Origin of the sequence: Microbispora cellulosiformans, assembly GCF_008728085.1 — a bacterium.
Lineage (GTDB): Bacteria > Actinomycetota > Actinomycetes > Streptosporangiales > Streptosporangiaceae > Microbispora > Microbispora amethystogenes.
In genome coordinates this window covers 379,359-392,796 of record NZ_VYTZ01000001.1, presented here as the reverse complement: position 1 = coordinate 392,796, position 13,438 = coordinate 379,359, and the positions used below count along the sequence as shown (strand labels likewise).

General features: G+C 71.8%; 12 protein-coding genes. 10 read left to right on the top strand and 2 right to left on the bottom strand.

What is annotated here, in order from left to right; genetic code table 11:
- Positions 1–148 precede the first annotated feature (148 nt).
- The 5 genes from F5972_RS01610 (at position 149) to F5972_RS01595 (ending at position 4,976) form a co-directional block, all read left to right on the top strand.
- Entirely contained in the window at positions 149–868 is a 720-nt protein-coding gene (locus F5972_RS01610) for an HAD family hydrolase (protein ID WP_150931227.1), read from the top strand.
- A 188-nt stretch (positions 869–1,056) separates the two neighbouring features.
- Complete coding sequence (locus F5972_RS01605) at positions 1,057–1,305, top strand: hypothetical protein (RefSeq protein ID WP_150930351.1); 249 nt, start codon at positions 1,057–1,059, stop codon at positions 1,303–1,305.
- 264 nt (positions 1,306–1,569) lie between these two features.
- Complete coding sequence (locus tag F5972_RS01600) at positions 1,570–1,761, top strand: hypothetical protein (RefSeq protein WP_150930349.1); 192 nt, start codon at positions 1,570–1,572, stop codon at positions 1,759–1,761.
- Between the two features lie 67 nt (positions 1,762–1,828).
- Positions 1,829–1,966, top strand: a complete 138-nt coding sequence (locus tag F5972_RS36860) for a hypothetical protein (RefSeq protein ID WP_191909893.1) — start codon at positions 1,829–1,831, stop codon at positions 1,964–1,966.
- A gap of 91 nt (positions 1,967–2,057) precedes the next feature.
- Positions 2,058–4,976 (top strand): DUF11 domain-containing protein, encoded by a 2,919-nt coding sequence (locus tag F5972_RS01595; protein WP_150930347.1) that lies wholly within the window; start codon positions 2,058–2,060, stop codon positions 4,974–4,976.
- 105 nt (positions 4,977–5,081) lie between these two features.
- Here F5972_RS01595 and F5972_RS01590 read toward each other — a convergent pair whose 3' ends face one another.
- A complete protein-coding gene (locus F5972_RS01590; protein WP_150930345.1) occupies positions 5,082–6,626 on the bottom strand; it encodes a penicillin-binding transpeptidase domain-containing protein in 1,545 nt (514 codons plus the stop codon).
- A gap of 108 nt (positions 6,627–6,734) precedes the next feature.
- Here F5972_RS01590 and F5972_RS01585 point away from each other — a divergent pair, with 108 nt between their 5' ends.
- The 4 genes from F5972_RS01585 to F5972_RS01570 all read left to right on the top strand — a co-directional run bounded on the left by F5972_RS01585 (position 6,735) and on the right by F5972_RS01570 (position 12,070).
- Entirely contained in the window at positions 6,735–7,697 is a 963-nt protein-coding gene (locus F5972_RS01585) for a LysR family transcriptional regulator (protein ID WP_150930343.1), read from the top strand.
- Positions 7,694–8,581 (top strand): serine hydrolase, encoded by an 888-nt coding sequence (locus tag F5972_RS01580; RefSeq protein WP_225311085.1) that lies wholly within the window; start codon positions 7,694–7,696, stop codon positions 8,579–8,581. Before F5972_RS01585 ends, F5972_RS01580 begins: the two co-directional genes overlap by 4 nt.
- Before the next feature lie 62 nt (positions 8,582–8,643).
- Positions 8,644–10,557: an acetoacetate--CoA ligase gene (locus tag F5972_RS01575; protein ID WP_150930340.1), complete on the top strand. Its 1,914-nt coding sequence runs from the start codon at positions 8,644–8,646 to the stop codon at positions 10,555–10,557.
- 70 nt (positions 10,558–10,627) lie between these two features.
- Positions 10,628–12,070: an AAA family ATPase gene (locus F5972_RS01570; protein WP_150930338.1), complete on the top strand. Its 1,443-nt coding sequence runs from the start codon at positions 10,628–10,630 to the stop codon at positions 12,068–12,070.
- A 6-nt stretch (positions 12,071–12,076) separates the two neighbouring features.
- On the opposite strand, the gene F5972_RS01565 is transcribed toward F5972_RS01570, so the two are convergent.
- Entirely contained in the window at positions 12,077–12,679 is a 603-nt protein-coding gene (locus F5972_RS01565) for a winged helix-turn-helix transcriptional regulator (RefSeq protein WP_150930336.1), read from the bottom strand.
- 98 nt (positions 12,680–12,777) lie between these two features.
- Here F5972_RS01565 and F5972_RS01560 point away from each other — a divergent pair, with 98 nt between their 5' ends.
- Positions 12,778–13,422 (top strand): dihydrofolate reductase family protein, encoded by a 645-nt coding sequence (locus F5972_RS01560; RefSeq protein ID WP_150930334.1) that lies wholly within the window; start codon positions 12,778–12,780, stop codon positions 13,420–13,422.
- Positions 13,423–13,438 lie beyond the last annotated feature (16 nt).

Genomic DNA, 13,438 nt, shown 5'->3' with positions numbered 1-13,438 from the left:
CCGGTGTGGTGTCGTGCCGGTTTTCGGCCGCGCACTCGCCGCCGCCGGCTCGCCAGGCCGGTATGCCGGTGGCGGCCGCGGCATCGTGTGCCCCGCCCGTGGGCCGTACGCTGGGCACGATCCCCGACGCACCCCCACGGAGGCCGCGATCAACCGCCTCGTTCTCTGGAACGTCGACCTCACGCTCGTCGACGTCGCCATCGTCACCCGCGACGCCTACGCGGCCGCCTTCCGGATGGTGACGGGACGGCCGCTGGTGAAACTCGCGCCCGCGGCGGGCCGCCCCGACTCCGAGATCGTCTTCGAGACCCTGGCCGTGAACGGCATCGCCGTCGAGGACCATCACCTACCGAGGTTCCTCGACGCGCTGGCCGTCTGCTTCGCCGAACGGCGCGACCGTCTGACCAGGGAAGGGCGCGCGATGCCCGGGGCCAGGGACGCGCTCAAGGCCGTCTCCCGCCTCGACGGCGTCGTGCAGTCGGTGCTCACCGGGACCGTCAAGAGCAACGCCGTCCTCAAGCTCAAGGCCTTCGGCCTGGACAAGTGGATCGATTCCGAGGTGGGCGGGTACGGCGAGGAGGTCTATCCCAAGGCCACCCTGCTGCAGGTCGCCCAGGGCCGGGCCAAAGAGCGGCACGGCGCCGCCTTCACCGCGGGCAACACCGTGCTGGTCGGCGACTCCGCCCGTGACGTCCAGGCCGCGCGGATCGGCGGCGCCGCGATGATAGCCGTGGCCTCGGGCCGGTCCACCCCGGCCGAACTCCACGAGGCGGGCGCCGACATCGTGCTGCCCGACCTCACCAACCCCTCCGAGGTCGTCGCCGCCGTCGCCCGCCTCACCACCCCGGCCGACCGCACGGTTCGCTGACCTTCCCGCACGCTCGACGCGGGCAGGCCGGTCTCCGCGGGCTCCTCCGGGTGAAAGTTGCACGTCGCGTGCCACGGCGTCCGGCATCGGCGCTGCATACCGGCGGCCGGCGCACGGGGGGTTGCCCGGCGTTCCTCCGCAGCGTGCAATGCGAGTGTCTGATCACGACCTTCTGCAGAGGAGATCACGTGCGTCACCGACTCGCGGCCCTGCTGATCCTCGCCACGGCCGTCGTCGTCCCGGCCGTGGCCTCGGCCGCCCCCGCGAGCGCCTCGACCCTCCAGCGCGTCTACTCCAGCCTGCCCTACTCGCTGTGCATCTCGTGGGGACAGTCGGGCTACCAGAACGGCCAGTGGGGCACCTGGTGGTGCAGCACGCATCAGCCGCAGAACGACCCCTCGAACCCCACCTACGACCTGTGGGCGTACGTGAACTGACCAGGACCGTCCGCATGGCCCTGAGGAAACGGGCCGCGACCTGCGCGCCGGGCCGCTCGTGTTCCCCGGCGCGCTCGGCGCGGACTGAACGTTTCGGGACCGTGGCCTGGGTTCTTCTCGGCGGCCGGTCGGCTCCCCCGATGGGCGCGATCCTTGACACCAACAAGGTCACCGTTGACGATGCGTCTGCCGGAATTCCATCGTGCGGTGTCTCGGCCTGGGTCGGCACCGTCCCGCGTGCGCTGAGAGGTGCATAGCCGTGGCTTGGACAAGACGGATGACCTTGGGCCTGAGCACGATCGTCGGCCTGCTGACCATGCTCGCCACACCGGCACCGCCGGTTCCGCCGACGTGCGCACCGTGACCGACTACGCCTGCCTGCACACCACGCCCCGGTGTGCGCTTCCGCAAAAGTTGTGGCAGGTACACATCGACGTCGTCGGCATCGGCGGCTGAACACCCGTCCACCAGGCAGCGGTGACAGGTGACGTGAGCTCACCAGGAACCTGGCCGCCAGGCTGGGGTGACGCTCGCCCTGGCCTTCCTCGCGGCCGTGGCCGCATCCCAGCCTGACGGCGACGAAGAGCACCTCCCCTTGACGATGCCCGAGATCCGTCGCCTGACAGCCGCCGTCGCCCGCCTCACCGGTGAAATGCGGTGATCAGCGGAGGTAGGTGAGTATACGGATACTCTTGGCGGGCCTGATCGCGTGATTGATCCTTAGCGCAAATCTCCCTACGCAAGGATTCGCGATGATCAGTCGAATCTCAGCCGTCGCGGTGCTCCTCCTCGGGATGCTCGCGATGAACCTTGCCGGTGGAACCGCCCGAGCCGCCGGTACGCGCCCCTTCTCCCTCACCATCACCCACGTGGAGTGCGTGGACGACTGCGACGAGGAGGGCCTGGAGGCCGCGCTGGAAGGCCACGCCGACTTCTACGCCAAAGTGTGGATAAACGGCGTGAAACAGCCACCAGGCAGCAGCGACGACGACCCGTCTACCCCCGTCATCAACAACAACGGGAGCATCGACCCGTTCTGGGTGGTGTCGACGCAGGTGCCCGACAGCGTGGTGAACGTACCGGTCACCATCCAGATCTGGGACAAGGACGACAGCTCCGGCGACGACCTCGGCGACGCGAGCCCGCGCGATGACGACAACAACCTCGACTTCAGGGTCACTTACTACAACGGGAAATGGATCGACCACACCGGCCAGGAGGACCAGGTCAACTGGCCCCAGTCCTGTTCGACGGGGGACGGCGGAGACGACGACGAACCGCGCGTCAAGGTGTGCTTCGACGTCAGCACCGAGTCGACCAGCGGCGACTCCGACGGCGACTTCCTGCTCGACGGATGGGAGCGCAACGGCTTCAACGCGGACGGCGACGGCACCGTGGACGTCGATCTCCCCGGCATGGGCGCCGACCCGCTGCGGAAGGACCTGTTCCTGGAGGTCGACTGCCTGGCCGCCGCCGACCACGACCACTGCCCGGCCCAGGGGGCGGTCCAATCGGTCGCCCAGGCGTTCGCCGACGCTCCCGTCGACAACGCCGACGGCACCAAGGGCATCCAACTGCACGTCGACGTCGGCAACATGTACCGCCAGGCCCTGGGAACCGCCACCACGGTGCCGCGCACAGGGGCGGCGGCACCGGTGGGCACCTTCGGCAACTACGGAGGCGGCGGCGACCGGATCGCGGAGGCCGGCAACACGGTCGTCGACTGGGACGGAGCCGCCGGCAGGCCGGCGACGAACTTCTTCACCCTGAAGAACATGAACAGGGCGCGCGACCTCGTCTTCCGCTACGCGCTGTTCGTCCACCAGACCAACTACCGGTCCGCGGCCAACGACTGCACCAGCGGCTGGGCGAAGGGCATCCCCGGCGTGAACTTCATCGTCGCCTTGGGCGGCACGAACGCGGGGGGCGGCGCCTGCTGGGGGACCAACGCCGGCGGCCGTTCGGTCGGCACGCAGAACGAGCAGGCGGGCACGCTCATGCACGAGTTCGGCCACACCCTCGGCCTGCAGCACGGCGGCGGCGACAGCGTCAACAACAAGCCCAACTACCTGAGCCTCATGAACTACACCTTCCAGGACTGCACCGTCCCGGCGTTCCCCGGAGTCGTCCCGGGAGGCTGCGACTACTCCCGCATCGCCCTTTCGCCGCTCAACGAGGTGCTGCCGCCCGGCCTGGACGAGTGCGCCGGAATCGGCGTCGCCGGCGCGGGCGGGAACGACTGGGACGGCGGCGGACTGTCCGGTGCGACGTGCGGGCCGCCGCTGCCGACCGCCAACGTGTCCGCGAACATCAACGGCGACTTCAACGACACGAACGGCAACGGCACCCAGGACTCCGGTGAGACGCCCATCCTGGGAACGCTGAACGGCGCCGAGGACTGGAACAAGATCTTCTACGGGTTCCGCACCATCGACGGTTTCCCGACGGCCGGCAGGCCCACCGAGGGCGAGCCCGACCCCGACGCCGTCCGCGACAACCGCGCGTTCCTCGCTCCGCTGGTCCGGCCGGAACCGGCTGTGGACACGACCGGCCCGGCAGGCGCCAACCCCGGTGACACCGTCGGCTACGACGCCAAGGTCGTCAACACGGGCCGCGGCCCCGCCCTGTCCACCGAACTCACCGATGTCAGACCCGACGGTACGCGTGCCGTCTTCGACATCGGGCTGCTCCCCGTCGGAGCCGGTGCGACGCGCCACGTGAGCGTGACGGTGCCGTGCACCGCCGAGGACGGCACAGTCCTGACGAACAAGGCCTCCGCGACGGCAAAGGACATGCTCGGCAACGCCTTCTCCGGCTCAGGCACGGTCACGACCACCGTGCACGCGCCGGTGCTCGCCGTGTCGAAGACCGCCACCCCGTCCGTCAACCCGGGCGAGGCGATCACCTACCGGATCACGTACGAGAACACGGGCGGCGGCGACGCGGACGACGTGGTCGTCACCGACGTCCTCCCCGCCGGGGTGTACTACAGCAGGGCGCTGGACACGGGAGCCGGGCCCGCGCCGGAGGTGACCCTCAACGGGGACGGCACCCGCACCCTCGTCTGGCACGTCGGCGGCGTCACCGGCGCCTCGGGCCGGAAGACGATCGAGTACACCGCCCGGCCGAGCCTGCTCGCCACGCCGGGAAGCACGGTCGCGAACACGGCCCGGGTGACGTTCACCAACGCCAACGGCTGCACGTACGCGCCGGTGACCGCGTCGGCCACGACGAGGATCACCCAGGTGCCCGCGACGCGCGACCCGCTGAGCCAGGGGTACTGGAAGACCCATTCGCAGCAGTGGACGGGCGAGATCCTCGCCCGCATCCAGGCGACCGACCAGCGTTTCGAGAGGGCGGACGGCTCCACCGCCGACGGCGCCCTGTCGCCGGCCGAGGTCACGGCCGTCCTGACGGCGGGCGGCCCGCAGGCGGGCATCCTGCGCACCCAGCTTCTCGCCGGCTACTTCAACCTCGCCACCCGGCGCGTCAACGCCGACACGAGGGTCTCCTCGGCGGCGGCCCTCCGGAACGACGTCCACACCATCCGCGACGCGGCTCTCTTCGCCGCCGGGACGCTCGCCCTTCCCGTGGCGGGCAACGCGGACCGCTACGACGACGCGATCCGGATCCTGGACGAGATCAACAACAACAGGAGCGAGGTGTACTGAACCACCCACACCCCGGCCCCCGCGCCGGGCCGAGAGGCCGGTTCCGACGATCGGAGCCGGCCTTCCGGCCGCTTCCGCGGCGGCCGGCGCGCGTACGGTCGTCGCTCAGAGCGCCTTGAGGAAGCGGGCCGCGGCGGGGGCGGCCACCTGGGCTCCGGTGCCGCCGCCCTCGACCACCACGGCGAAGGCCAGGTCTCCCTTGTAGCCGATGAACCACGAGTGGGTGGGCGGGTTGGTCCCGGAGCCGTACTCGGCCGTCCCGGTCTTGCCGGCGGTGCCGACGGGGAAGGACACGCCGCTCGCGGTGCCCTCGCTGACGACGGCGGGCATGAGGCGGCGCAGTGCGGAGACCACCGCGGGTTCGAGCGTGCGCGGGGGAGTGCCGCCGTCCGGGACGAGCGCGGCCGGCACCAGCCGGGGCTGACGCCAGGTGCCCGCGGCGATCGCGCCCGCGACCGCGGCCATGTTCAGCGGGCTGGCCAGGACGCGCCCCTGGCCGATGGCGGCGGACGCGAGGTCGGTGTCGTCGCGCGGCGCGGGGAAGGCGGCGTCCACGGCGGGTACGCCGATCTTGATGCTCGCGCCGAAGCCGAAGTCGGCGGCCACCTTGGCCAGGCGGTCCGCGCCGAGGCGCCGCACCGACATCTCGCCGAACGTCGTGTTGCACGAGTGGGCGAAGGCGTCCACGAAGGGTAGCGTGCCGTAGTCGTGGTGCTCGGCGTTGTGGAACGGGAAGCCGCCGATCGTCTTCTCGGCCGGGCACTCGACGGTCTGACCGGGCGTGACGCCGCCCGCCACGAGAGCGGACGCGGTCACGACCTTGAAGGTGGAGCCGGGCGGGTACGCGCCGAGCAGGGCGCGGTTGTAGCCGCCCGGCTTGTTCACCACCGCCAGGACCTCGCCCGTGGACGGGCGCAGCGCGACGAGCGAGGCGGGTTTGTCCACGCCCTCCAGGGCCCGCGCCCCCGCCCGGTGCACCCGCAGGTCGAGCGTGGTCCGCAGCGGCTCGCCGGGCTTCGCCCCGCCCTCGGCGAGGGTGACCACCTTCGCGCCCGTCCGCGTGTCGACGAGGTCGGCCCGTGCGGACGCGGTGCCGTCGAGGCGGGAGCCGTACTGCTCGTGCAGCGCCTCCACGAGCTGCCGCACGGAGCCGGGAGCGTCCGGCGTGTCGATGCGGGTGCCGTCCGCGGCGGTCGTCGGGGCGCGCTCGGCGGGCGCCGTGGTGAGCTTCGCCCGCACGCCGCCGGTCAGCCGCGGGTGGACGGCCGCCGGGGTCCAGGCCACCTTCCAGGCGCGGTCGCGCTCGACCAGCCGCAGCCTCCCGTCGTACGCGACGGGCAGCGGGCCGGTGAGCCGGGCCCGGAACCGCACGGTCTCCTCCTGGACGTCCCGCACCTGGAACCGCTGGCCGGTCAGCTTCAGGTCGTCGTGGAAGCGGCGGTAGGTGCTGTCGAAAGCGGCCGGCGGGTCGGCCGTGAGTGCGCGCATCGCCGCGTAGTCCGAGCGCGACCAGGCCGCGAGGAACTCCCGCGCGGTCTCCTCGGGCGAGCCCTTCGTGCGCAGCGCCCAGATGGTCGCCCCCGCGGCCACCACCGGAACGAGCACCCCCGCCGTGACGTACGGCCACCGCCTTCGCCTTCGCTCCCTCATGCGTCCCCCTTCGAGTCGAGTGCGCGTCAAGAGCAGCAGACCGGCCGGGAGTATGTCCAATATGGATATCAACGCGCTTCATGTGCGGTTTGGATATGCTCCCAGCTCGTGGACCTTGTCCGGCATCTCGGCTACTTCCTCGTCGTGACGGAAGAGCTGCATTTCGGGAACGCTGCCGCGCGGCTCGGCATGGCCCAGCCGCCGCTGAGCCAGCGCATCAGGCGTCTGGAGGAGGAGCTGGGCATGCGCCTGTTCGAGCGGTCGAGCCGCCGGGTCGTGCTGACCGAGGCGGGCCGGCTGCTGGTGCCCGAGGCCCGCGAGATCGTCGCCAGGGTGGAGCGGATGCGCGACCTCATGGCCGACCTGGCGCGCGGCGACGCGGCGGTCGTGCGTGCGGGCGTGCCCGCCGATCTGGGCGCCCCCGTGCTCGCCGCGCTCATCGCGGGGTTCCGCGACTGCCGCCCCGACGTACGGCTGGCACCGGCCGAGATGGGTACGGCCGCGCAGGTCGCCGCGTTGCTGGAGGGCAGGCTCGACGTCGGGCTGCTGCGGAATCCGGTCGCCGCGGACGGGCTCGCCTACGGGCCCGTGCTCGTCCGGCACCCGGGCGTCCTGCTGGCCGAGGACGACGAGCTGACCGCCTGGGCGACCGTGCACCTAGGCGACCTGGCCGGGCGGGAACTGGTGCTGTTCCCCCGGGACGCCGAGCCCGGCCTGTACGACGACACGCTGGCCTCCTGCCGCCGCGGCGGCTTCGTGCCCACCGCGATCACCTGTACCGACCGCGCGGAGTTCGCCCTCGGCCTGGTGCTGTCGGGCACGGCCGTCGCGTTCGGCGCCCCGGCGGAGACGCCGGGGGTGGTGTGGCGGCCTCTCGCGGGCACGCCTCTCGCCTGGCGCTGCCTCCCGGCCTGGCGGGCCGAGCCGGGGCCGTACGTGCGAGACTTCACGGCCGTGGCCGTACGGGTGCTGAAGGAGAGCGCGGGCATGGTGGACGAGGGAGCGCCGCCCACGCACCGGCCGCCGACGCCCCGCGTGGCGCCGCGCCCGGCGACCGGGTTCCTCGCGTGAGCCCCGGCGTGGATCCGCTGGAGCGCGTCTTCCGGGGCGCCGGCGTCACCGGGTGGCTGCACGCCGTCGACGTCGACGGCGGGCGCGAGGTGGGCCTGCGGGCCGGCGAGTCGGTGGTGCTCGCGTCGGTCTTCAAGCTGCCCCTGCTGCTGGAGCTGTACCGCCAGGCCGAGCGCGGGCTGCTCGACCTCGCGGGGCTCGTCCGCGTGCCGGCGGAGGGCCGTACGCGCGGGGGCACCGGGCTGGCGGCGATGCTCGACGACGCCACGCTGTCGCTGCGCGACCTGGCGTACCTGATGATGACGGTGAGCGACAACGCGGCGGCCGACGCGCTGCTGGCCCGGGTGGGCCGGGAGGCGGTCAACGCGTTGCTCGACCGCCTCGGGCTCACGGAGACGCGGGTGGTGCACGACTGCCGCGACATGCTCACCAGCCTGTGGGAGGACGCGGGCGTGGCGGACCAGTCCGACGTGACGCAGGCGTGCGCCGATCCCGAGGTGGTGGCGCGGCTGCGCGCGCTCGACCCGGCGCGCAGCAACCGGAGCACGCCCCGCGAGATGACCCGGCTGCTGGCGATGATCTGGCGGGACGAGGCGGCGGGCGCGGCCTCCTGCGCGGCGATCCGCCGCCTCATGGCCCTGCAGGTCTGGCCGCACCGGCTGGCCTCGGGCTTCCCGTTCGACGACGTCGCGGTGAGCGGCAAGACGGGCACGCTGCCCACGCTCCGCAACGAGGTCGGGGTGGTCGAGTATCCCGACGGCGGGCGCTACGCTGTCGCGGTCTTCACCCGGTCGCTGAGCACGGCGCAGAACCAGCCGCGGGCCGACGCCGCGATCGGGGCCGCCGCCCGCGTCGCGATCGACCAGCTCAGAACCCACATATGACAGGGGCGTTCTGTGTGGGCCGCGAGGGTGACACGTGGCCCGGGCATGGCGAAGATGGGGGCATGGTCGAGGAAGGCGCTCTGCTCTGGGAACCCACGCCCGACGTCGTGCGTGCCGCCCGGATCACCCGATACATGGAACGGCTGGGCCACACCGGGGCGTACGAGGACGTGTGGAAGTGGTCGGTCGAGTCTCCGGCCGACTTCTGGACGTCGATATGGGACTACTTCGGCGTGATCGGCACGCGTGGCGACGGGCCCGTCATCCAGGGAACGATGCCGGACGCCGAATGGTTCGCCGGCTCGGCCCTCAACTACGCGGAGAACGCGCTGCGCGGCCACCCCGGCCGTACGGCGGTGGTCTTCCGCGACGAGTCGGGCAGCCGCTGGCAGTACTCGCTCGGTGAGATCCGCGAGGAGGTCGCCCGGGTCCGGGCGGGGCTGGTGCGGCTCGGCGTCGGACGCGGTGACCGGGTCGCGGCCTACGTCCCGAACATCCCCGAGGCGCTCATCGCGTTCCTCGCCACCGCCTCGCTCGGGGCGATCTGGTCCTCCTGCTCGCCCGACTTCGGCGCGCCCAGCGTGACCGACCGGTTCGCCCAGATCGAGCCGAAGGTGCTGATCGCGGTGGACGGCTACCGCTACGGCGGCAAGGCGTACGACCGGTCGGCGGTGGTGCGGGAGATCGCCGGGAAGCTGCCGGCGCTGCGGGCGACCGTCTGGATCCCCCGGCTCCGCGCGGACGCGCCCGAAGGCGCTGCGAGCTGGGACGATCTGCGCGCCGAGGCCGCGCCCCTGGAGTTCGAGCGGGTGCCGTTCGGCCATCCGCTGTGGGTGCTCTACTCCTCGGGCACCACCGGCCTGCCCAAGCCGATCGTCCACGGCCACGGCGGGATCGTCCTGGAGCACCTCAAGTCGCTGTCCTTCCACCAGGACCTCGGCGAGGGGGACGTGTTCTTCTGGTACACCACCACCGGCTGGATGATGTGGAACTACCTCATCGGCGGCCTGCTGGCAGGCGCCACCGTCCTGCTGTACGACGGCAGCGCGGCCCATCCCGGCACCGAGGCCCTGTGGCGGCTCGCCGCCGAGGAGGGCGTGACCTACTTCGGCACCGGCGCGCCGTACATCGTGGCGTCGATGAAGGCCGGGCTGCGGCCGGAGGGCCTCGACCGGCTGCGCGGCATCGGCTCCACCGGCTCGCCGCTGCCGCCGGAGGGGTTCGCCTGGGTTTACTCCGAGGTCGGGCCCGGCGTGCAGCTCGGCTCGTTCTCCGGCGGCACCGACGTGTGCACCGGCTTCGTCGGGCCGGTGCCGCTGCTGCCGATCAGGGCCGGCGTCATCCCGTGCCGCTGCCTCGGCGCGTCCGTCGAGTCGTTCGACCCCTCCGGCGCCTCGATCGTCGGCGAGGTGGGCGAGCTCGTCATCACCCGGCCCATGCCGTCCATGCCGGTCATGTTCTGGAACGACTCCTCCGGCGACCGGTACCGGGAGTCGTACTTCGCCGACTATCCGGGCGTCTGGCGGCACGGCGACTGGATCAAGATCCTCCCTGACGGCGGCTGCGTCATCTACGGCCGGTCCGACTCCACCCTGAACCGCGGCGGGGTGCGCATGGGCACGAGCGAGTTCTACCGGGTCGTGGAGCGCTTCGAGGAGATCGCCGACAGCCTGGTCATCGACACCGGGCAACTCGGCCAGGAGGGCAGGCTGCTGCTCTTCGTCACGCTCGCCGGCGGCGCGGTCCTGTCCGACGACCTGGTCTCCCGGCTGCGTACGGCCCTGCGCACCGAACTGTCGCCCCGGCACGTGCCCGACGAGATCCACGAGGTCCCCGGCATCCCCCGCACGCTGTCGGGCAAGAAGCTGGAGGTCCCCGTACGGAAGATCCTGCTCGGCACGCCGATCGACCGGGCCGCCAACACCGACGCCATGGCCAACCCCGAGGTCCTCTCCCACTTCGCGCCGGACCACTGAGATCGCCGTCTGTATAAGTACACTTCTAAGAAGTCCACTTATAAGAAGCGCACTTATACCCGGAGGGGCCATGAAGCCCGCCCATATCTTCGACCGCGATCGTGAATGGGCCGCCCTCAGAGCCTTCGCCGAGTCGCCGAGCCCGGAGATGCGGCTGGCGGTGGTGAGCGGCCGCCGCCGGCAGGGCAAGACGTTTCTCCTGCAGGCGCTCGCCGACGTGTACGGCGGCTTCTACTTCGTGGCCGTCGAGAGCACGTCGGCCGACGCCCTCCGGCAGTTCGGCACGGCCGTCGCGGCCTACCTGGGGGTGCCGGGCACGCTGGCGTTCGCCAACTGGGACGAGGCGATCGTCCATCTGCTGGACCACTGCGGCGACCGGCTCATCGTCCTCGACGAGTTCCCGTACCTGACGAAGGCCGATCCCTCGATCCCCTCGATACTCCAGCGGGAGATCGACGGGCGGGGCGCGCATCGGGCTGCCGGCAGCCGGGTGCGGCTGGTGCTCGCCGGGTCCGCGATGTCGGTGATGGGGAGGCTCCTCGCCGGGCAGGCGCCGCTGCGCGGGCGGGCCTCGCTCGACCTGGTGGTGCAGCCGTTCGACCACCGGCTCGCCCGGCGGTTCTGGGGGATCGAGGACACCCGGCTCGCGCTCCAGGTGAACGCCATCGTGGGCGGGACGCCGGCGTACCGGACCGGTTTCGTCGACCACGAGGCGCCGGGCGACGACCTCGGCGACTGGGTGGTCAGACGGGTGCTCGACCCCGCGGTGCCGCTCTTCCGCGAGGCCCGATACCTGCTGACGAACGAGATGGAGATCCGCGACGAGGCGCTCTACCACGCGGTCCTCGGTGCGATCGCGGCCGGGAACAACACGCGGGGCGGCATCGCCGGGCACATGGAGCGGAAGGCGACCGACATCGCCCATCCGCTCGCCGTCCTGGAGGACTGCCGGCTCATCCGCAGGGAGATCGACCCCATCCGCAAACGGTCGCTCTTCCGCGTCGCCGAGCCGCTCGTCACGTTCTACGAGGCCATCATGCGCCCGGCCTGGAGCCTGCTGGAGCGGGGGTGGGCCGACCGGGTGTGGCGGGGCGCCGGGGCCAGGTTCGCCGCGCAGGTGGTGGGCCCGCACTTCGAGCACGTGTGCCGGGAGTTCGCGCTCGCCCACGACTGGAACGGCGAGTACGCGACCGAGGTCGCCGCGGGGATCGCCCCCGGCGGCGGCAGGGGGCAGAACATCGAGGTCGACGTGATCGCCCTCGCCCCGCAGGACGACCACCCGCGCCGGCTGCTGTCCGTCGGCGAGGCGAAGTGGTCGCAGACCATGAACGTCGGCCATCTCAAGCGCCTGGAGCAGGCCAGAGACCAGTTGCACACGCGGGGGCTCGACACGCGCGACACGGTGCTCGCCCTCTACAGCGGCGCCGGTTTCGACCCCGAGCTCACCGAGGCCGCCGCCCGCGACCCCCGCGTCCTCCTCGTCGATCTCCCCCTGCTGTACGGCGGCGCGTGAGCATCGTCACCGCCTGAGCCCGAAGTCTCGGGCCATGTTCTCGCCGGCCTCCGGGTCGCGGTCGTCGACGAAATCGACGGAGCCTCTGCCACGCCGCGGCGCGGGTCGGTCCGGACGCCCCTCCGCCACGACGCGTTCGTACGCCTCCTGGAGGAGCTGGGACGCGCGGGGGCGGGCCGGGTCCGGGCGGGGGATGCCCAGGTGCGCCTCGCGCAACTCGTCCATCAGGTCCTCCCAGAGGGGCGGCCCGCCCTCCTCCAGCAAGCGGGCCCGTACGGCCAGCTCCGGTGTCGCCGGGAGGTGACGCAGACCCCAGGAGCCGAGCGCGACCATGATCGGGACCGTCTGGATGCCCGCCTCGGTGAGACTGTAGGTCCCTCGGCGTCCTCGCCCCGCCTCCTCGTGGGTCAGGAGCCCCTTGGCGACGAGGGCCTTGAGGCGGCTGCTGAGGATGTTCGACGCGATCCCCTCCATGGAGCCCGCGAGCAGGTCACGGAAGTGCCGGCGCCCACCGAAGATCATGTCGCGCAGCACGATGAGGCTCCACCTGTCTCCGAGCGCCTCCACCGACCCGTTGATCGGGCAACCCGACCGTGGCTCGTCCCGCATGCTCGACCTCCAGCTGGTTGCGTTTTACAACTACCTACTTTACGCTCTTCCTCAGTGGTTGCAATCTGCAAGCACTTCTGGAGATCAGGAGATCGACCATGTCGCGTGTCAGGGTGCACAACTTCGCCGTCTCCCTGGACGGCTTCGCCACCGGCGAGGGCCAGAGCCGTGAGGAGCCGTTCGGCCACGCGGGCGGACGGCTGCACGAGTGGTTCTTCGAGACGCGGACCTTCCAGGCCATGCAGGGAAAGACCGGCGGGAGCACCGGGGTCGAGGACGCCATCGTCCGTACGTGGGACATGGGTATCGGGGCGGAGATCATGGGCCGCAACAAGTTCGGGCCGCAGCGGGGCCCGTGGGAGAACCACGACTGGAACGGCTGGTGGGGGCCGAACCCGCCGTTCCACACGCCGGTGTTCGTCCTGACCCACCACCCCCGGCCCTCCGTGGAGATGGAGGGCGGCACCACCTTCCACTTCGTCGACGCCACCCCCGAGGAGGCGCTGCGTCAGGCCCGCGAGGCCGCGGGCGACCTCGACGTGCGCATCGGCGGCGGGCCGAGCACCGTCCGCCAGTTCCTGGCCGCCGACCTGGTCGACCACATGCACGTCGCCGTCGTCCCGATCGTCCTCGGCCGCGGCGAACGGCTGTGGGACGGGCTGGAGGAACTCGAGAAGCGCTTCGAGATCGAGTCGGTGTCCACCCCCAGCGGCGTCACCCACATCACCTTCACCCGCCCGTGAGCCCAGCCCGCAAGCC